Here is a 21,713-nt window from a genome sequence, read left to right on the forward strand (position 1 = left end):
TTACGGTTACGCAATAAAAAACGCCCGCCGAAGAGGCGGGCGTCTGACATTGCATCGATGATCAGATACGGCTTTATTCCCCGTAAGCGATCAACAAATCCTTCGCATCGATCTGATCCCCGGGGCGCACCAGAACTTCGGCGATCTTGCCGTCGCGTTCGGCGTGAAGCGCGGTTTCCATCTTCATCGCCTCGATGGAAAGCAGCACGTCGCCGGCCTTGACCTCTTGGCCCTGGTTGACGAAGACGCGGCTGATCACGCCCGGCATTGGCGCGCCGATATGGACGGCATTGCCGGGTTCGGCCTTGCGGCGCACGGCGGAGCCGGAAGCGCCATGGGCGCGATCCGGCACCTTGATGCGGCGCGGCTGACCATTGATCTCGAAGAACACAGTCACCATGCCCTTGTCATCAACGCCGGACGAAGCCTGATTGACGACGACAAGCGTCTTGCCGCGCTCGAGATCGGCAAACAGCTCTTCGCCATCTTCCATGCCGTAGAAATAGGCATGGGTCGGCAGCACGGAGACCGGACCATATGTCTCAGCGGTCAGCGCGAAATCGGTGAATACCTTCGGATACATCAAATAGGATGCGAACTCGAAGTCATCGACCTTGCGCTCCAGCTTGGTCTCGATCACCTTCCGTTCGGCATCGAGATCGGCATCTTCCAGCAGCGAACCCGGACGGACGGTATAGGGCGCTTCGCCCTTCAGCGCCTTTTTCTGCAGGGCTGCCGGCCAGCCGCCCGGCGACTGCCCAAGATCGCCCTTCAGCATCGACACCACCGATTCCGGGAAAGACACTTCACGATCAGGGTTTTCAACATCGGCAACCGTCAGATCCTGGCTGACCATCATCAACGCCATATCACCGACGACCTTGGAAGACGGCGTCACCTTGACGATATCGCCGAACATTCGGTTGGCGTCGGCATAGGCCTGCGCCACCTCGTGCCAGCGGCTCTCAAGCCCCAGCGAACGGGCCTGTTCCTTGAGGTTGGTGAACTGGCCGCCCGGCATTTCATGCAGATAGACTTCCGAAGCCGGTCCCTTGAGATCGCTCTCGAAGGCGGCATACTGGTTGCGCACAGCCTCCCAGTAGAAGGAAATGCGGCGGATCCATTCGGTATCGAGACCCGTATCGCGTTCCGAGCCCGCCAGCGCCTCCACAATCGAGCCAAGGCAAGGCTGCGACGTATTGCCGGAGAAGGCGTCCATTGCGGCATCCACGGCGTCGACACCGGCATCCACGGCCGCAAGAACGGTCGCGGCGGAAATGCCCGAGGTATCATGGGTGTGGAAATGAATCGGCAGACCGGTCGCCTCGCGCAGCGCCTTGAACAGAACCTTGGCGGCAGCCGGTTTCAGCAGGCCCGCCATATCCTTGACGGCGATGATATGGGCGCCTGCCTTTTCCAGCTCAACGGCGAGGTTGGTATAATATTTGAGATCATATTTCGGACGCGCCGAATTCAACAGATCGCCGGTGTAGCAGATGGTCGCCTCGCAGAGCTTGTTCTCCTCGGCGATTGCATCCATCGAGACGCGCATATTCTCCACCCAGTTCAGGCAATCGAAGACGCGGAAGAGATCGACCCCGCCCTTTGCAGCCTGACGGACGAAGTATTTCACGACATTGTCGGGATAGTTCTTGTATCCAACGCCGTTCGCGCCGCGCAGGAGCATCTGCAGCAGCAGGTTTGGCGCGCCTTCGCGGATCAGCGCAAGGCGCTCCCATGGGTCTTCCGTCAGGAAGCGCATGGAAACGTCGAAGGTCGCCCCGCCCCAGCATTCCAGCGAGAGAAGCTGCGGCAGCGCCTTGGCGTAAACGCTGGCGACACGGGCGATATCATGGGTGCGAACGCGGGTGGCCAAAAGCGACTGGTGCCCGTCACGCATGGTCGTATCGGTAACCAGAACGCGTTTTTCATTGCGCATCCAGTCCGCAAAGCCTTTCGGGCCAAGCTTGTCCAGCAGTTGTTTGGTGCCATCGGGCGTCGGCGCGTCGATATAAGGCACGACCGGCTTTGCCGCCTTTTCAGAGGGCTTAGCACGACCCTTGGTTTCCGGGTGGCCGTTGACAGTCACATCGGCAAGATAGGTCAGGAGCTTGGTGGCGCGGTCCTGACGCTTGACCTGCGCGAACAGTTCCGGCGTCGAATCGATGAAGCGGGTCGTATAGGTGTTGTTGCGGAAGCTGTCGTGACCGATAATGGCTTCGAGGAAGGTGAGGTTCGTTGCCACGCCTCGAATACGGAATTCGCGCAGCGCGCGATCCATGCGGTTGATCGCTTCATCCGGTTGCGGCGCCCAGGCCGTTACCTTGACGAGCAGCGGATCGTAATAACGGGTGATGACAGCGCCGGTATAGGACGTACCGCCATCCAGACGGATGCCGAAGCCCGAGGCGGAACGGTAGGCGGTGATACGGCCATAGTCCGGAATGAAATTGTGTTCCGGGTCTTCCGTCGTGATACGGCACTGCAGCGCATGGCCGTTGAGACGGATGTCCTCCTGGCGCGGTACGCCGGATTCCGCCGTGCCAATGGCAGCGCCTTCGAGAATATGGATCTGCGCCTTGACGATATCGATGCCGGTCACGACTTCGGTGACCGTGTGCTCCACCTGGATGCGCGGATTGACCTCGATGAAGTAGAATTTACCGGTATCGGCGTCCATCAGATATTCGACCGTGCCGGCACCGATATAGCTGGTCGCAGCGGCGATCTTCAGGGAGTAGGCGGCCAGCTCCTGGCGCTGCGCTTCTGACAGATACGGTGCAGGCGCGCGCTCGACCACCTTTTGATTGCGGCGCTGGATCGAACAATCACGCTCGAACAGATGCACGACATTGCCATGCGTATCACCGAGAATCTGGCTTTCGACGTGACGCGCACGCTCGACCAGCTTTTCCAGATAGACCTCATCCTTGCCGAAAGCGGCCTTCGCCTCGCGCTTGGCCTCCGTCACCTCGCGGGCGAGATCCTCTCGTCTGCGGATGGCGCGCATGCCGCGTCCGCCGCCGCCCCAGGAGGCTTTCAGCATGACCGGATAGCCGATTTCCGCGGCCATGCGCTCCACTTCCGCCATATCGTCGGGCAGCGGATCGGTAGCGGGAACAACGGGGACGTTGACCGAGATCGCCAGATTACGGGCAGCCACCTTGTTGCCGAGCTGGCGCATCGTATCCGCCGTCGGCCCGATGAAGGTGATGCCGGCCTTGTTGCAGGCCTCCACGAATTCGGGGCTTTCAGACAGAAGACCGTAACCGGGATGGATCGCGTCCGCTCCGGAAAGCTTGGCAACGCGAATAACCTCCTCAATCGAAAGATAGCTCTCGATCGGTCCCATATCCTTGGCGAGATGCGGCCCCCTGCCGACCTGATAGGATTCGTCCGCCTTGAAGCGGTGCAAAGACAGCTTGTCCTCTTCCGCCCAAATCGCAACGGTTTTAATCCCAAGCTCGTTCGCTGCCCGGAAAACGCGGATCGCAATTTCGGATCGGTTGGCAACAAGTATTTTCGATATTTTCAAGACGGTCTCCCCACACGCCAAAACAAAATTTCTGCTGCACTGCGGAATTAAGCAGCAAAACCCTGTCTTGGAAAGAGCAATTCCGGCGAGAACTGTCCTGTTTACGCTAGCTCAGCAAACCATGGCGAAAAGCAAGCGCTACGGTGTGCTGTCGGTTCTTGGCGCTGAAACGGCGCTGGATTCCGTTGATGTACCAGTCGACCGTGTGGTTGGAGATCGATAGTTGGCGTCCAATTTCGGTGGAAGTCATGCCGTCCGCCATCAGCGTCAACACCTCCATTTCGCGCCTCGTAAGCTCGAGAGCGGAAACGTTAGGGGCATTGCTGAAACCATGGGCCTGCCCGGAAAGATCGAGAAGGCGCCAGAACACGGCACGCGTGGCCGCATCCAGTAACTCCACCTGCAAAGAGGGCAATTGCCGATCCTGGCCGCCAATGAACACCGCACCGATGAAACCCGCACGGCCGTGCACGGGAAAGGCGTAACCACCCTGCAGGCCGTACCGGCCGGCATCGTGGAAAAACACGCTCGCCCTTTTGCGATGCATCGCACGCGGCAGCCCCTCCAGCGCTTCCTTCCACTGAAATGGCTTGTGCACCATGCCGATCACCTTGCGGACGGGATCGACAAGATTGTATTTTTTTGCCCTGTAGACCTCCAGCCAGCCTTCGGGCAGGTGCTGCGCGAGGATGTGTCCGGTGGAGGCGAGCTCACCGGTCATCCGCCTGCTGACGAGAAAATATTCGAAACCGTATTCGCGAATGAGCGTTACAAATTCGGAACGAACGCGGTCGGCGCTTCCCGCCTGGTAACACGCAGAGATGAAGTGAAGAATATCATGCATAAAGACACGTGGTCCGGAGCTTGGCTTGAAGGGAATGACACGAAGGACATGGTCCCGCGATGACGTCATGTTACTCGGGCGCCGGTCGGTTGAGATTGAACATATCGTCGTTAGCAATCCCTGAAACGAAGATGCGAAATCTTGTGACGGCAGGCCCCCGGAAACATCGGGTTCGGTTTTTTTCGGTTCGCACGCGCGGTCGATTTGTTAAGCCGCCATTCAGACAGAAAGAGCGATAATTACACAAATTTCGCCGTCTCATGCAACCTTGCTAAAGTAACTTGCCTTGAGGCCGAACAAACAACCGCTCGAAAAAGACGCTCGGACTGGATTGAAAATTTGACCTTGTTTCAGGTTTACACACGCGCGCTGCGCTATCTGACCGTTCATAAATGGCGGGTGACGGTGGTCGTCATCGCCAACGTCATTCTTGCAGCGATCACCATCGCCGAACCCGTGCTGTTCGGCCGGATCATTGACGCCATCTCTTCCGGCACCAATGTCGCGCCCATACTCATTCTGTGGGCGGCTTTCGGTGTCTTCAACACCGTCGCCTATGTGGCTGTCGCCCGCGAGGCCGACAGGCTGGCCCATGGCCGGCGCGCGTCGCTTCTGACGGAAGCCTTCGGGCGCATCATCTCGATGCCGCTCTCCTGGCACCATCAGCGCGGCACCTCCAACGCCCTGCACACGCTTTTGCGCGCCAGCGAAACGCTGTTCGGCCTGTGGCTCGAATTCATGCGCACGCATCTGGCCACCTTCGTCGCACTGGTGCTGCTTGTGCCGACCGCCATGTCCATGGACCTGCGCCTCAGCTTCGTGCTGATCGGCCTCGGTATCGTTTATTGGTACATCGGCAAGTGGGTGATGAGCCGCACCAAAGACGGTCAGGCTTCGGTCGAAGAGCATTATCACAGCGTTTTTGCCCATGTCAGCGACTCCATCAGCAACGTGTCGGTGCTGCACAGCTACAACCGCATCGAGGCCGAAACGAAAGCGCTGAAATCTTTCACCGAAAAGCTGCTGAGCGCGCAATATCCGGTGCTGGACTGGTGGGCCTTCGCCAGTGCACTTAACCGCACGGCCTCCACCGTTTCGATGATGATCATCCTCGTCATCGGCACCGTGCTTGTGAAGAACGGCGAGTTGCGCGTTGGCGATGTTATCGCCTTCATCGGTTTCGCGAATCTCCTGATCGGCCGTCTGGACCAGATGCGCCAATTCGTGACGCAGATTTTCGAAGCCCGCGCCAAGCTCGTGGATTTCTTCGTGCTGGAAGATTCCGTCAAGGAACGGGAAGAACCGGGCGATGCGCGCGAATTGTCGAATGTCTCCGGCACCGTGGAGTTCCGCAACATCAATTTTGGTTTCGCCAACACCAAGCAGGGTGTTCACGACGTTTCGTTCACGGCCAAGGCCGGCGAGACAGTCGCGATCGTCGGGCCGACGGGCGCGGGCAAGACCACGCTCATCAATCTCCTGCAGCGGGTCTATGACCCCGATTCCGGCCAGATCCTTATCGATGGAACCGATATTTCGACGGTAACGAAAAATTCGCTCCGCAACTCCATCGCCACGGTGTTTCAGGATGCGGGCCTGCTGAACCGCTCCATTCGCGAAAACATCCGCCTCGGCCGTGAATCGGCCACCGATGCGGAAGTGGTGGAAGCAGCGGCAGCCGCAGCGGCGACAGATTTCATCGACAGCCGCATCAACGGCTATCTGACCCAGGTGGGCGAGCGCGGTAACCGCCTGTCCGGCGGCGAGCGCCAGCGCATCGCCATTGCACGCGCCATCCTGAAAAACGCCCCCATTCTGGTTCTCGACGAAGCGACCAGTGCGCTGGACGTGGAAACGGAAGCACGGGTGAAGGCCGCCGTGGACGCGCTGCGAAAGAACCGTACAACCTTCATCATCGCCCACCGTCTTTCCACCGTCCGCGATGCCGATCTCGTCCTGTTCCTCGATCAGGGCCGGATCATCGAAAAGGGCACTTTCGATGAGCTAAGCCAGCGCGGCGGACGCTTTACCTCGCTGCTGCGCACCAGCGGCCTGCTGACGGAAGACGAAAACCAGCAACCCCGGCCAAAGGCTATTGCCTCCTAAGGGTCTGGCTGACGGAATGAAGACAGGGCGGACAGCATGTTGTCCGCCCTTTTTCTTTGTGCGCTTCCCGACGACCCCACCAGATCACAGGTCGCCTATCGGAGAATTCCGGTCAAGGAACTTGCCAGCCAGAAATCAATCTGCGTGACGCTCGTCTTCCGTGGGCAGCGCGCCAGCCAACACGACAACGTTAACGAAAGAATGGCGAGCAACGCCAATAGCGCAAGTTCTGCGAAAGATGCGCTGAATTGCTGGATAATTCCCGTCCGATCGACCGACTATTCGCGACTGCTGCTTTTCTCGAAAAGATTGACGAGACAGTCCGCACCGGACGATCCGGCACCGCGCCATCGAAGCCTTCGCCAATATGAACCTATCTCGGCGCTGCAAGGCCTTCCAGCCAACGCTGCGAAGGAAGCCCAGGCTTCTGTGCCATGATCCGACCCATAAGCTCAGTCGCAGGCCGGGGTAGCCCCATAAAGATTCAGGCCCCCGCGTTACCACGGGAGCCTGAGTTTAAAGGCGAACGGAGACCTGATCGTCTTAGTCGAAGGGAATCACCCGATCATCTGCCGACAGGGCCTTACCATCGACGGAAACGGAGACTGCCGCCGTATCTGCCTTGCGGCTGACGACGATGTCCTTTGCCTTCCCGTCGAGCGTGATCTTCACCGAGAAACCGCTCCAGTCCTCTGGCAGCGACGGCGAAATATGCAGCTTTCCGTCGGTGCGGGTGATGCCGAGAATACCCTCGACGGCCGCACGATAGAGCCAGCCGGCAGACCCCGTGTACCAGCTCCACCCGCCGCGGCCGGCGTAGGCGCCTTCACCGTAGACATCCGCAGTCACCACATAGGGTTCGACCCGATAGGTTTCCGACGCCGCCGCGTCGAGCGCATGATTGACGGGGTTGAGCAGCTGGAAGCAGTTCCATGCCTCCTGCGCACGACCCTGCTTGGCAAGCGCAAGAACCACCCAGGTCGCCGCATGGGTATATTGCCCGCCGTTTTCGCGCACACCCGGCGGATATCCCTTGATGTAGCCCGGATCATGCGGCGCACGCGAGAAGGGCGGCGTGAACAGCCGGATGATGCCGGTCTTTTCATCGACCAGATGCGACATGACCGCATCCATCGCCTGCTGCGACCGAGCCTCTTCGCCTTCGCCGGAGAGAATGCTCCAGCTCTGGCCGAGCGAATCGATCCGGCATTCCTCACTTTCGGACGAACCTAGCGGTGTGCCGTCATCGAAATAACCGCGCCGGTAATAGCTGCCATCCCAACCCGCTGTTTCCAGCGCATTGCGCAGCCTTTCCCGATGCGACGACCATTTGGCGACGCGGTCGTTATCGCCACGCTTTTCCGCAATCTCGATGAAATCGCGCAAAGCGCCGGACAGGAACCAGCCGAGCCAGACGCTCGTGCCCTTGCCGCCAACGCCGACACGGTTCATGCCGTCGTTCCAGTCGCCGCCGAGGATCAGCGGCAGGCCATTTTCGCCAGTGCGATGAATGGCAAGATCGAGCGCCAGCGCCGCATGTTCGTAGAGCGTGACGGACCTGTCGCTCGTCTCCGGCTGGAAGAAGGCATCATGCTGGCCGGGCATCAATGCCGGCCCCTTCAGGAAGGGAATGCTTTCATCGAGGATAGCGACATCGCCTGTGGCCGACACATACTGGTTGATCGCATAAGCGAGCCAGACCACATCGTCCGAGATAGTCGTGCGGACACCGGCACCAGTCAGCGGCAGCCACCAGTGCTGCACGTCGCCTTCCGGGAACTGGCGACCGGCTGCGCGCAGGATCTGCTTGCGGGCAAGCTCCGGCTGGTAGAGCAGGAAGGCCAGCGTATCCTGAAGCTGATCGCGGAAGCCGAAGGCACCGCTCGACTGGTAGAAGGCCGTGCGCGCCAGAATGCGGCACGCCAGCGCCTGATAGGGCAGCCAGTTGTTGATCATGTGGTTGAAGCCGGCATCGGGCGTGGAAACCTGCAATTGGCCGGTAAAGCCCGTCCAGAACGCCTTGCTCTCATCCAGCACCGTCGGGAAGTCCGCCTTGCGAACGTCGTTTACCAGCGCTTCGGCCTCTTCCGCACTGTCGGCATCGCCGAGAATGAAGGTCATGTGCCGTTCTTCGCCGGGCTTAAGGTGGATTTCCTGCATCAGCGCAGCGCAAGGGTCACCGTCGACCTCGGTGCTGCCGCTGAGTGCGGCACCGGATACGATACCCTGCGGCGCCTGCGCCGACCCGAAGCGGCCGATGAATTCCCGGCGGCTGGTGGTGAAGCCGCTGGCCTCGCTATCGAGTGTCAGGAACGCGGTGCGGGCGCTATAGTCGATGCTGTAGGGGTTCGACGCGAAGATCGCGTTGTTGCCCGCATCATGCCTGCTCAGAATGAACGGCGCGGATTTCTGGCCGTTATTGCCGAGCACCCACTCCACATAGGCATAGACCTTGAGACGGCGGCTTTTCGAACCCTTGTTGCGCACGATGACCTGCGAGAACTTGACCGGTTTTTCGCGGTCAACGGTCTGCGTCAGCTCGACTTCGAGCGTATCCGCCACGCCGGTGAGGACGGAATAACCAAGACCATGGCGGGTTTCGAACATGGCTTCCGGATCGCGCGACAGCGCGGCACAGGGCGTATAGAGCTTTCCTGTTTCCACGTCGGCGACATAGAAGGCCTCACCCGGCCGGTTGATGACGGGATCATTGGTCCAGGGCGTCAACTGGTAGTCACGCGAATTGCGGCTCCAGCTGAAACCGGCGCCTTCGGCCGAAATATGGAAGCCGAAATTCTCGTTCGAGATAACGTTGATCCATGGATGCGGCGTGGACTGCCCGCCATTCAGGCGCACCACATACTCCTGACCGTTTTTGGCAAAGCCACCGAAACCGTTCCAGAAATCGAGATCGCCCGCATCCTCGACCGGCTCCGCAATCGGGAAGGCCGGCACGGGCAGACGGGCCTGCGCGACATCAGAAGTGCCGTCAGGACCGCGATTGGCCGCAAACAGCGAGACCGCGCGGTTGATCTGGTCGACGATCTTGCCGTTGCGCACATGCAGCACGACACGGGAAGCCGCGAGAAGCGCGCTCCAGGTCTCTTCGTCCATCAGGTCGCGGCGAACGGAGAAGACGTGCGGGCGACCGCCATCGGCAGGATTGATGCGGCGCTGCGTCTCGGAAATATGATCGAGCGCATGCTGCATATCCTGCGCATAGGACGCAGCCCTTTCGTTGACGATGACGAGATCGAAGATCACGCCACGCGAACGCAGATATTCATGGGCGCTCAGCGCCTCGCGGGCAATATCCATGTCCATGTCGTCATTGATGCGCAGGCTGAAGATCGGGAAATCGCCCGAAATGGCAAGCGGCCACAAGGCACGCTGTGAGGCCAGCCCCGTTTTCAGCGTTTCCGAATCCGCACGCAGATGCATGTCCGGATAAGTCAGATAACGGCCAAGATGCTGGAATGCGGCCGCCTGCTGCGAGGTCACACCCACATGGCGCATCTGCACCTGCGTGCGCGTCCAGGCGTGCACGAGTTCATGCGCGAAGGCGTCCGGGTGACGGTAACGGTCGATCGCCTTGTCGACTTCCTCGCGGCTCGGCGCGGCAATCGTCCAGAAGATCACGCTCACCTTCTTGCCCGCCGGCACGCGCACGGTGCGGCGTAGCGACAGGATCGGATCAAGCGTGAAACCGTCGGTGCTGGAAAGCGTCGCACCGGCATCGAATGCCGCCGCTTCACGCAGCGACCGTCCGCGACCGATGAACTTGGCGCGATCAGTCTCGAACTCCGTCGGGCGCGACGGGCCGGCATTGTCGGCGGCCAGATGCGCGATGACGGTGCCGGGCTCGTTCGGGCTGCGGCGGTTGCGCCAGGCGCGGATAACATCGCCGCGGCGGCCGATTTCCGTCTGCACAAACATACGCGAGAAGAGCGGATGGGCGTTGTCATCATCCTCCGAGGCAATGACCGGCTCCATATAGGAGGTCACTTCGATATAACGATCCTCAGAACCGACGTTCAGTAGGGTGACGCGGCGGCCTTCGGCATCGTGCTCGGTGGCGACGATGCACTCGACCACGCTCTGCAGATCACCGGTGGTCTTGTGGAACTCGGCCTTGTCGTCGGTGAAGATCGTCTTGGTCTTTTCGCCTTCGACGACGCGCGGCTCGGCCGTTGCACTCCACCACTGTCCATTGGTGGTGTCGCGCAGGAAGATGAAGGTGCCCCACCGGTCATCGGTCGGATCCGCCTTCCAGCGGGAAATCGCCTGCCCGTTCCACTTCGAATAACCCGCACCCGTGGAGGTAAGCATGGTGGAATAATGACCATTCGAGAGGAACACCACTTCGCGATCGCGCACCGCCGGATCGGCGATGGAGCGCACTTCCGCACGCAGGAGGTCCGCCTGTTCCTTGCCGGGGGTTTCCGGCTCGTATTTGGCGCTCATGACCGGCACTTCGCGCGGCGCCTTTTCCTGCAGCAGCAGTTCGGCCGCCTCGATCACCGGATCGGAATGGAAGAGTTCGCGCAGCACGCCGTCAAAGGCGACGTTGGCGACGGCGGCAATCGACATGCCGTGATGGTGGGCATAATAGTTGTAGACCACCGCGCAGACTTTACCGTCCGGAACGCGTGTCGGCGTGAAATCCACCGCATCGTGGAAACCATACTGGCCAAGCGCGCCAAGCTTGCGCAGCTTGTCGAGGTTTTCGAGTGCACCATCCGGATCGTACTGGCTGGCGAGGATCGACGCATAAGGCGCGATCACCGCATTCTGGCCAAGGCCGCGCTTGAGGCCAAGCGTCGGAACACCGAAGTTGGTGTACTGGTAGTTCATGTTATGATCGCGCGCATTAAATGCCGCTTCGGAAATGCCCCATGGCGTGCCGAGGCGGCGACCGTGGTTCATCTGTTCCTTGACGATCAGATTATTGGTCTGGTTGAGAATGCCACCCTGACGCTCCTGCATGACGAGCGGCGGCATCAGATATTCGAACATCGAACCCGACCAGGAGACCAGCGCACCCTGCGCGCCGATCGGCACGACCTGACGGCCAAGACGGTACCAGTGCTCGGTCGGCAGATCGCCCTTGGCGATGGCGAAGAGGCTGGTCAGGCGGCATTCGGAAGCCAGAAGGTCGTAGCAGGCCTCGTCGAGCTCCTTGCTTTCGACGCGGTAGCCGATCGACAGAAGACGGCGATCCTTGCGGTAAAGGAACGTGAAATCCATCGAGAAGGCGAGGTTGCGGCTACGGTCGCGCAGCGATGCGAGACGCTGACGCAGCGGCTCCATGTTGGTGAGGTCGATGGCGCTGTCTGAAATATGCGCCTCGCAGCAATCGACGAGCAATTGCGCCCAGCGCGTCACTTCCGCGCTCTGCGCGGATTTCACCTCGTGATCGACGTTGGTGGCGAGTTTCTGGATATCGCGCGCAAGAACCGCGAGATTGATGACACGGATCGAGGCGAATTCATGCTCGCGCTTGACGGAAGCAAGAGCGTTCGAGAAGCCGATGATGCGCTCTTCAAGCCGACGATGCAGCGGTCGCAGGTTCTTGCGATCGTCCGGCAGAGCCTTCAGCGTTTCGCGCAGAATGCCGGCAAGATCACCAATACCGTCCAGATTGCCCTGAAGATGCGCGGACGGCGCCTCCGCCCAATCGCGGCAGGCAGACGAAACAGCAATCAGATGACCGGCGAGGTTGCCGCTGTCCACTGCCGAAACATAGCGAGGCCCAAGCGTCTGCAAGGTGTCGGTATGATACCAGTTATAGAGATGGCCGCGATACTTCTCCATCTTCTCGACGGTCTGGATCGTGTTCTCGATCCGCTCCAGTGTATCGGCAAAGCTGATCCAGCCGAACTGGCGCGCCGAGATGATGGAAAGCAGATAGACGCCGATATTGGTGGGAGAGGTACGCGAAGCGACAATCGGCTCCGGCGTTTCCTGGAAGTTGTCCGGCGGCAGGTGGTTTTCCTGCGGTGTCACGAAGGTCTCGTAATAACGCCAGGTGCGACGCGCGATCTTGCGAAGTTCGAAGGAGACATGCTCCGAAACGAACAGCCGGTCTTCGGTTTCAGCCGATTGGCTGACATACCAGGCAACGGCCGGGGACAGAACCCAAAGAAGCGTAAAAGGGATACCGATCAGGAAGGCGTTGTCGCCCGGTAACGACGCAAACAACAGCCCGAGCATGGCCACCACCGGCGCATGCCACATCTGGCGGTAATAATCGACGATGCCGCCCTGCGCGCTCGACTGCATGCTGGCGGCGGTGCGCCATTCCAGCATCAGCTTGTGGCTGACGAGCAGGCGGTACAGCGAACGGGCAATCGCATCCGTCATCATGCAGGCGGCGTCGGCGATGAAGACGATACGCAGCGCAACCTGTGCGTTAGTCGCGCGGATTTCGGACCAGATGGTGTGGAAATGCGCCTGCGGCACGATATCGGTGGAGCGCGGCACGAGGCCGGAGAGCAAGGAAAGCGTGGGGGCTACGAACAGCGAGAAGATCAGCAGGATCTGCCAGATCAGCGCACCGAGCGGATCCATGAAATACCAGCCTAGGATCGAGGCGAAGAACCAGGCGATCGGCGTGAGCGAGCGACGCAGATTGTCGACCATTTTCCAGCGGCCGATGGCGGTAACGCTGCGGGCACGATCAAGGATAAAGGGCAGAAGCTGCCAGTCGCCGCGCGCCCAGCGATGCTGGCGCGACACTTCCACCTCGTAGCGGGTCGGGAAGTCTTCCACCAGCTCCACATCGGTGACGAGCGCGCAGCGCGCAAACGAACCTTCGAGCAGGTCGTGGCTGAGGATGGAGTTTTCCTCGATACGGCCCTTCAGCGCCGCCTCGAAGGCATCCACATCGTAAAGACCCTTACCGGTAAAGGTGCCTTCAGACGTCAGGTCCTGATAGACGTCGGAAACGGTAAAGACGTAAGGGTCGATACCGCGATTGATCGAGAAGACGCGCTGGAAGACGGAGGCATCCTTGCCTGTCGTTAGCGATGGCGTCACACGCGGCTGCAGCAGACCGTAGCCTTCGACAACTCGTCCGGATTCCGGATCGATCCTCGGGCGGTTGATCGGGTGGTGCATCTTGCCGACGAGCTTGGTCACCGCATCGCGCATCAGGCGCGTATCGGCATCCAGCGTCATGACATATTTGACATCGGCCGGCACGATGTTCGCACCGCCAAGGAAGGTCGTATCCTTGTCGCCGCGCAGTAGCATGTTCAGCTCATGCAGCTTGCCGCGCTTTCGCTCCCAGCCCATCCAGCAGCCTTCGGCCGGATTGTAGAGGCGGCGGCGGTGCAGCAGGTAGAAGCGCGTCTTGCCGTCAAAGGCATAGCGGCTGTTCAGCGCCGCAAGCTCGCGCTTGGCATAATCGAGAATTTCGAGATCGTCGTCGGACTGTTCATATTGCGCATCCCGCCAGTCGCCCACCAGCGAGAAGTAGATCTCGCCATGCGGATTGGCGAGATAATGCACCTCGATATTGCGCATCATCTCGTCGACACTGTCGCGGCTGGTCAGCATGCAGGGCACGGCGACCAATGTGCGTGCATCCTGCGGGATGCCGTTCTTGAACTCGTATCCGACAAGCCGGAACGGTTTCACGAAGAAGGTGACGAGCGTGTTGAAGAGGCCGGTTGCGCCTTCGGATGCCGGCAATGCGAACATCAGCAGGAAGGCGGTCACAACATACCAGGGCATACCGGCTTGCGCCAGGAACCAGCCGACGGCGAGCATGGCGAGCGCGGTGATCAGCAGCACCGGCGCCGCAATCGCGAGCCAGTTGAACTTGCGCATGGCCCGGACAATATGCTGCGACACCAGGGGCCGGTACCCCAAAGCCTTTTCGAGTTCGAAGCGACGCTGGCCCACAAGCACGGAGCCGACATTGACGGGGTGGTTTTCATCCGCCGCAGAACGCGTGTCGATGCGCGCCATTTCCACAGCCGCGCGCGCAACTTCAACCTCGGTCTTGGGAGAACGGCGCGCCAGAAGCTCGATGGTGTTGCGGTAGGTGTTGCGCGAACCGAAATCGAGAACCTCGTAGTCGGTCTCTTCGCGCAGGACCTTGTCGATATGGCTGACTTCCTCGAACCACACCGACCATTCGGTATCGTCGATTTCACGCAGGCTCTTAACGATGTTGCCCATCGTCACATTGCCGGATGCTAAGCGATTATGTTCCGACATCATGATGTTTTCGGCGTCGGTACCGGCAGCATGAAGACGCTCTTCAAGCCAGGCAACGGCAAAACCTGAGGTCTGCGAGCCGTTCCTCAGACGATAAAGGAACTGCGTCGCGAAAGTCGGGTCGTCGACCAGCGAATCGACCTGCTTGAGAAGCGCTGCCGAGGCTTCCGCATCGTTGAGGCGGATGATTTCATCAACGACTTCATTCGCCTTCTGGCGCATGCGACGCGAACGTTCCACACGGATGGAGATGCGGCGAAGATTTTCGATGAGCACAAAACGGATGATCGACGGCAGGGCCCACAATTCGCCGATCTGCAGCGTCTTTGACGTCTGGTAGCCATCCACCAGCGCCGTCATGTTCTCGCGCGAAACCGTGCTGTGGGTATGGGCGACATAAAGCCAGCCGAGCGCCACAACCCGCGGGACAGTCACCCCGCCAACCGTCATCGTCGGCAGCTGGCGATAGAACTTGCGCGGAAAATCGCGACGGACCTCCTGGATCGCCTCTTCGATGACGTAATGGTTGTCGAGCAGCCATTCCGCCGCCGGCGTTATCGTCGCGCCATTTTCCGCATCGACGGCAGTCGTACGATAGACCCTGAGGATTTCCTTCTCGTTCTCGCGGTGACGCTCGAAGAAATCGAACTCCATGAAGCCGGGAAGGCTGTCGGCGCCATCGCGCGAAAGCGCGGCGCCCGCATCATGCAGTTCCTCGACCGTCATATAGGACGCGCGGATCGAATCGTTGTGATCGATCTGCTTCGTCTCTGAATCACGGGCGGCGGCGGTCGGGGTAATATGAAATGACATCGGGCTCGTATTCTGAACTTTATGGAAACTGGTTCAACTTGACCGGCAATTCGTCCGTGGCGGGAACACACACGAAAATCGGGCCACGCTATATTTATGACTTATCCTGAACCTTCGGTGAACCGGACTGGACGCTGTGCGGAACGGATCGTCAAGCGCAGAACATCCGCAGGTACATCATGCTGCAGCGTCATTATTCCGGGATGTGTGCAAAGCTGGAGATCGACGCGGACGGGACGCTTTCGATGAAGAGAAGAAAGCGGCGTCGTTCGGCCCGGCGTTGCCGTTCCGACCGGATCTCGCACCCTCCCCGATGGCGAAAATTGTTCGCGCAACGTCCGATAATCCCCCGTTGACAACCTGAAAGGCAACACGAACCGAGAAGGTCCGCACCACATCCGAAAGAAGCTAATGCCCCAGGACGTCAATAGTTCCATGCCACCTGTCGCGGCACGATGCAAGTGCTGAATTTCGGCGCGTTTCAGGGCAGGCCACGCCCCTTACGCATGGCTGCATATGCTGCTATGTCATTTGCAAAAGGCGCCGGAAAAACGGCCGAAACCGGGACTTTAAAAATGACCAGACAGACCGCAAATCTCGCATCCTTTGCCAACCATATGCCGGATGTGGTGGCCATTCGCCGCCACCTGCACCGCAATCCCGAAATCGGCCTTTCGGAATTCAAGACGTCGGATTTTATTGCCGAACAGTTGGCGGCGCTGGGCTACGAGATCACGCGGGGACTGGCCGGAACGGGTCTCGTTGCTACCATGCGCAATGGCGACAGCACCCGCGCGCTCGGCATCCGCGCCGATATCGACGCCCTGCCGATCCACGAGGAAACCGGGGTGGATTATGCGAGCGCCAATCAGGGCGTGATGCACGCCTGCGGCCATGACGGCCACACGGCCATGCTGCTCGGCGCGGCGAAGATCATTGCCGAACGCAAAAATTTCAACGGAACCGTGCATTTGATTTTCCAGCCTGCGGAAGAGAATTTCGGCGGCGCCCGAATCATGATCGAGGACGGGCTGTTCGAGCGATTTCCCTGCGATGCGGTTTTTGCCCTGCATAATGATCCCGGTGTACCCTTCGGGCAATTCGTGCTGCGTGACGGGCCGATCCTTGCCGCCGTCGACGAGTGCAAGATTACCGTCAACGGCTACGGCGGCCACGGCGCCGAACCCCAGGATGCGGCCGACCCCATCGTTGCCGGGGCAAGCATCATCATGGCGCTGCAAACCGTGGTGTCCCGCAATATCCATCCGCAATTATCGGCGGTCGTCACTGTTGGCGCGTTCCATGCCGGTGCTGCCAGCAATGTCATTCCCGAAACGGCGGAAATGCTGCTGACCATCCGCTCCTTCGATCCGGGCGTGCGCGACGAGCTGGAAAAACGCATCCGGGCGATAACCGAAGGCCAGGCCGCCAGCTACGGCATGAGCGTCACCATCGACTATGAGCGCGGATATAACGCAACGATCAACCACAAGACGGAAACGGACTATGTCGCCGATCTCGCCCGGCGTTTTGCCGGGGCTGACAAGGTGGCGCAGATGCAGCGGCCGTCGATGGGCGCGGAAGACTTCGCCTATATGCTGGAGAAGCGGCCCGGCTGTTATTTTTTCCTCGGCACCGCGCGCACCGATAACGACCCGCCGCTGCACCATCCGAAATTCGATTTCAACGACGATATACTGCCGATCGGAACCGCATTCTGGGTCGATCTGGCGGAAGATTACCTGAAGGCCTGAATGGGCATGAAAAAGGCCGGTCGGAGGAGCGACCGGCCTTTTATTCTCAAATTACCTGATGAGACAATCGGGAGGATCAGGGAACGAGACCGAAGATGACGGCAGCGACAAAAGCCACACAGACGCCGACAAGAGCCGCATGAACCGAATCTTTCCAGTTACGCGGCGACTGGGGCTGCGAGACAAAGTCTTTTACTTTTCCTGCCTTGGAATAAGACATTGTACACTCCCTTCCTGCTCGGCCCTTCAAAGCGGGCATTGCTTATCTCGCTTGTAAAATAGCTTCATTCCCCACTGTTTCAGTAGAGATAAAATTCCATAAGATTGGCGCATCGGGAAAAATACCGATTGCGACTTGCCCACCGGCAAGCATCAATCTACCCATGGCGCAGGATCAGCGCGGCGGAGGGCATCTCCTCTCAAAACCACTGGCGGGCACGGAAAACACCATGACGGATATCGACGCCATCATCATCGGAGCCGGGGTGATAGGGCTGGCGACAGCGCGTGAACTGGCGATACGTGGCCTTTCCGCCATTATCCTCGAAAGCGGGAAGGAATTCGGCTCGGCCACCTCCTCCCGCAACAGCGAAGTCATTCACGCCGGGCTCTATTATCCAGCCGGAAGCCTCAAGGCCCGACTTTGCGTGGAGGGCAAGGAGCGGCTTTACGCCTTCTGCCAAAGCCACGGCGTTTCACATCGCCCCTGTGGCAAGCTCATCGTCGCCACCCGCGATGAAGAGGTGGCCATGCTCGCCGCTCTGCGCGAAAAAGGCATAGCTAACGGCTGCGACGACCTTGAGCTGATCGATGCGCGACAGGCGCTCCTGCTCGAACCCGCACTCGCCTGCGTCGCAGCCCTGATATCGCCCTCGACCGGTATCATCGACAGCCATGGTTATATGCTGGCGCTCCTTGGAGACGCGCAGGATCACGGCGCTGCCCTTGCCCTGAACGCACCCTTCGAAAAGGCGGAAGTGATCCGCGATGGTTTCCGGATTCACGTCGGCGGCGCAGAGCCCACCAGCCTGACATGCCGGCTGCTCGTCAATTCCGCCGGACTTGTTGCACCGATGGTGGCGAGGAAGATCGAAGGAGTGCCGGACGATGTGATCCCGCAGGCGCGTTTCGCCAAGGGCAGCTATTTTTCGCTGGCCGGCAGGTCGCCCTTTTCACGGCTGATCTACCCCGCGCCGCACACCCACGGTCTCGGCGTGCATCTCACGCTCGATCTCGCTGGCCAGACCCGTTTCGGGCCGGATGTGGAGTGGGTGGACACAATCGACTATGCCGTCGATCCCCGCCGCATGGAGGGTTTTGGAGACGCTATAAGGCGCTATTGGCTGGATCTTCCCGATGACGCGCTGATCCCGGCCTATTCCGGTATCCGGCCGAAGATTTCCGGCCCGGACGAGCCGGCCATGGACTTTCGCATCGATGGGCCGGAAACGCACGGTCTTGCCGGCCTCGTCAATCTTTTCGGCATAGAAAGCCCCGGCCTTACCGCCTCGCTGGCAATTGCCGGGGAGGTCGCGGCACGGTTCGAGGCCTGATGTCAACCTCAGCCGAAACGGGACAGCGCGCTGGCCATGATCTGCGGATCGACATTGCCGCCGGAAGCAACTGCGATCACCGTTTCGCTTTCCAGTTCATCGCCATGAAATAGCCCCGCCGCCAGGGCCACCGCGCCGCCGGGTTCAACAACAATCTTCAGCCGGTTGAAAGCGAGAACCGCCGCCCGCAGCGCCTCATCTTCGGTCACGACGACGCCTTTCCCGCAAAGCCCCGCCATGATCGGGAAGGTGATATTGCCGGGCTGCGGCGTGACGATCGCATCGCAGATCGAACCCGAGGTCGTGGCGTTACGCTCGATCCTGCCGGAGGCAAGGGAGCGGGCCACATCGTCGAACCGTTCCGGTTCTGAAGTTCTGACCCTGTAGTTCGGCGCTTTCGCCGAAAGCGCAAGGGAGACGCCGGATGTGAGGCCACCGCCACCGCAAGGCACCAGAACCTCCGCCGCATCGATGCCCAGTTCCGCGCCCTGTTCAGCAATCTCCAGTCCCACTGTTCCCTGCCCGGCAATGACCAGCGGCTCGTCATAGGGCCTTATAAGCGTCAGCCCACGCTCGTTTGAAAGGCGATCTCCAATGGCATCGCGATCTTCGTTCGCCCGGTCATAAAGCACGACCTCTGCGCCATAAGCGCGGGTATTTTCGATTTTGATCTTCGGCGCGTCCGACGGCATGATGATAACGGCAGGAACATTGTGCAGCTTCGCGGCAAGCGCCACACCCTGCGCATGGTTGCCGGAGGAAAAGGCGATCACGCCCTTGGCGCGCACTTCCGCCGGAAGGCCGGAGACGGCCGACCAGCCGCCGCGAAACTTGAATGAACCAGTTCGTTGCAGGCATTCAGCCTTCACGAACAGCTTTCGCCCGGCAATTTCGTCCAGAAAAGGGGATGAAAGAAGCGGTGTACGAACCGCATGGTTGCCGATGCGCCCACGCGCGGCTTCTATCATCGAAATATCTGTCATGTCATGCCCCTGTGATGCGGATTTGCGGGTACATTAAGAGGTCGCACTCAATTGCGAAACCGCCTGGAAAAGAAAAATCCCCGGGCATGGCCGGGGATTTTGTCCTATGCGATCAATGATTGTGCCGGGGCATCTTCTCGGCGATCCGGAGGAAATCTGCGGCCCCTTCCAGAACCGCGCCATCCGAAAGCTGGGTTACGGATTTACGATAGATGCGCTGCCATGGTGTCGCATCCGCGGGAACAGCGGGAATGCCGTCAGCCTTGCGCGCTTCCAGCTCCGCCGCCGCCACCAGCGCATTGCACTCGCCTTCATTAAAATCGATGCGGATCACGTCGCCCGTGCGGAGCCATGCTAGTCCGCCGCCTGCCGCGCTTTCCGGCGAGGCGTTGAGGATGGACGGGCTGTCCGCCGTTCCCGACTGCCGGCCGTCACCGATCGTCGGCAGGCTGGTAATGCCTTTTTTCAACAGGGCATCCGGTGGCTGCATGTTGACGACCTCTGCCGAACCCGGCCAGCCGAGCGGCCCCGCACCGCGAATGACGAGAATAGTACGCTCATCGATATCGAGGGACGGATCGTTGATACGGGCGTGATAGTCTTCCGAACCGTCGAACACCACACATTTGCCCTCGAAAATTCCCTCGCGGCCCGGCTCGCTCAGATAGCGCTGGCGGAATTCCGCCGAGATAACGCTCGTCTTCATGATGGCGAAATCGAACAGATTGCCCTTGAGAACGAGGAAACCGGCCCGTTCCTTGAGCGGCTTATCGTAGGGCAGGATCACGTCACGGTCGGTGGATTCCCGGCCTTCCAGATTTTCCGCCATGGTCTTGCCGGTTACGGTCGGACAGCTTCCATCGAGCTTGCCCGCGTTGAGAAGCTCCCACATGATGGCGGGCGTGCCGCCGGCGCGGTGATATTTCTCTCCCAGCCATTTACCGGCCGGCTGGACATTGGCGATGAGCGGAATGTCGTAGCCGTGAACCTGCCAGTCCTCCTCGCGAAGCTCCACGCCCGCATGTTTCGCCATGGCCGCCAGATGTGGCTGGGCATTGGTGGAGCCGCCAATCGCCGAATTGACGCGGATCGCGTTCAAAAACGCCTCGCGCGTCATGATGTCGGAGGGCTTGATGTTCTCGACAACCAGCTCGACGGCACGGCGGCCGGTGCGATAGGCCATCTGGCCGCGTTCACGGTAAGCGGCAGGGATCGCGCCGCAGCCGGTGAGCGACATGCCGAGCGCCTCCGCCATGGCATTCATGGTGGACGCGGTGCCCATGGTGTTGCAATGGCCGACCGAAGGCGCGGATTCGAGCGCCGCCTGCAAGAATTCCTCGCGGGTGATTTCGCCAGCACCGTATTTACGGCGCATGCGCCAGATGACGGTGCCAGAACCGACCAGATCGCCGTCATGGTAGCCGTCGAGCATCGGCCCGCCGGATAGAACGATGGCAGGAATATCCACCGTGCTTGCCGCCATCAGCGCCGAAGGCGTGGTCTTGTCGCAGCCCGTGGTCAAAACGACGCCGTCGAGCGGATAACCGTAAAGCACTTCCACAAGGCTGAGATAGGCAAGATTGCGGTCGAGCGCCGCTGTCGGGCGCTTGCAGTTTTCGAACATCGGATGGGTCGGAAACTCGATAGGAATGCCGCCTGCGTCACGAATACCGTCCCGCACCCGCTTGACCAGCTCCACGTGGACGCGGTTACAGGGCGTCAGGTCGCTGCCGCTCTGGGCGATGCCGATGACCGGCTTGCCGGAGCGCAACTCTTCCGGCGTCACGCCGTAATTCATGAAACGCTCCAGATAGAGCGCCGTCATGTCGAGATGGTCGGGGTTGTCGAACCAATCCTGCGACCGCAAACGGCGCATCGGTGTCTTGTCGTCGCTCATGA

General features: G+C 60.1%; 9 protein-coding genes. 3 read left to right on the top strand and 6 right to left on the bottom strand.

The features are described 5' to 3' along the window. Nucleotides 1-73: 73 nt before the first annotated feature. On the bottom strand, nucleotides 74-3,535 hold the full coding sequence (pyc, locus tag AGR1_RS13990) for a pyruvate carboxylase (protein ID WP_149147165.1): 3,462 nt from the start codon (nucleotides 3,533-3,535) through the stop codon (nucleotides 74-76). 106 nt (nucleotides 3,536-3,641) lie between these two features. Continuing rightward, the gene (locus AGR1_RS13995; RefSeq protein ID WP_080792304.1) at nucleotides 3,642-4,379 is read right to left on the bottom strand and encodes a LuxR family transcriptional regulator; all 738 of its coding nucleotides are present in this window, start codon (nucleotides 4,377-4,379) and stop codon (nucleotides 3,642-3,644) included. A gap of 339 nt (nucleotides 4,380-4,718) precedes the next feature. Here AGR1_RS13995 and AGR1_RS14000 point away from each other — a divergent pair, with 339 nt between their 5' ends. Next, nucleotides 4,719-6,485 (top strand): glucan ABC transporter ATP-binding protein/ permease, encoded by a 1,767-nt coding sequence (locus AGR1_RS14000; RefSeq protein ID WP_080792301.1) that lies wholly within the window; start codon nucleotides 4,719-4,721, stop codon nucleotides 6,483-6,485. Nucleotides 6,486-7,028: 543 nt separating this feature from the next. On the opposite strand, the gene AGR1_RS14005 is transcribed toward AGR1_RS14000, so the two are convergent. Beyond that, nucleotides 7,029-15,524 (bottom strand): glucoamylase family protein, encoded by an 8,496-nt coding sequence (locus AGR1_RS14005; RefSeq protein WP_149147166.1) that lies wholly within the window; start codon nucleotides 15,522-15,524, stop codon nucleotides 7,029-7,031. A gap of 575 nt (nucleotides 15,525-16,099) precedes the next feature. Here AGR1_RS14005 and AGR1_RS14010 point away from each other — a divergent pair. Then, nucleotides 16,100-17,278: a M20 aminoacylase family protein gene (locus AGR1_RS14010; RefSeq protein ID WP_187772142.1), complete on the top strand. Its 1,179-nt coding sequence runs from the start codon at nucleotides 16,100-16,102 to the stop codon at nucleotides 17,276-17,278. A 76-nt stretch (nucleotides 17,279-17,354) separates the two neighbouring features. Here AGR1_RS14010 and AGR1_RS14015 read toward each other — a convergent pair whose 3' ends face one another. Further along, on the bottom strand, nucleotides 17,355-17,498 hold the full coding sequence (locus AGR1_RS14015; protein ID WP_003505150.1) for a hypothetical protein: 144 nt from the start codon (nucleotides 17,496-17,498) through the stop codon (nucleotides 17,355-17,357). Nucleotides 17,499-17,727: 229 nt separating this feature from the next. Here AGR1_RS14015 and AGR1_RS14020 point away from each other — a divergent pair, with 229 nt between their 5' ends. Beyond that, nucleotides 17,728-18,831, top strand: coding sequence for an NAD(P)/FAD-dependent oxidoreductase (locus tag AGR1_RS14020; protein WP_149147167.1), 1,104 nt, complete (start codon nucleotides 17,728-17,730; stop codon nucleotides 18,829-18,831). An 8-nt stretch (nucleotides 18,832-18,839) separates the two neighbouring features. Here AGR1_RS14020 and AGR1_RS14025 read toward each other — a convergent pair whose 3' ends face one another. Next, complete coding sequence (locus tag AGR1_RS14025; protein ID WP_149147168.1) at nucleotides 18,840-19,814, bottom strand: threonine/serine dehydratase; 975 nt, start codon at nucleotides 19,812-19,814, stop codon at nucleotides 18,840-18,842. 112 nt (nucleotides 19,815-19,926) lie between these two features. Next, nucleotides 19,927-21,711: an IlvD/Edd family dehydratase gene (locus tag AGR1_RS14030; protein ID WP_149147169.1), complete on the bottom strand. Its 1,785-nt coding sequence runs from the start codon at nucleotides 21,709-21,711 to the stop codon at nucleotides 19,927-19,929. Nucleotides 21,712-21,713 lie beyond the last annotated feature (2 nt).

Origin of the sequence: Agrobacterium sp. B1(2019) (genome assembly GCF_008274755.1) — a bacterium.
Taxonomy (GTDB): Bacteria; Pseudomonadota; Alphaproteobacteria; order Rhizobiales; family Rhizobiaceae; genus Agrobacterium; species Agrobacterium salinitolerans.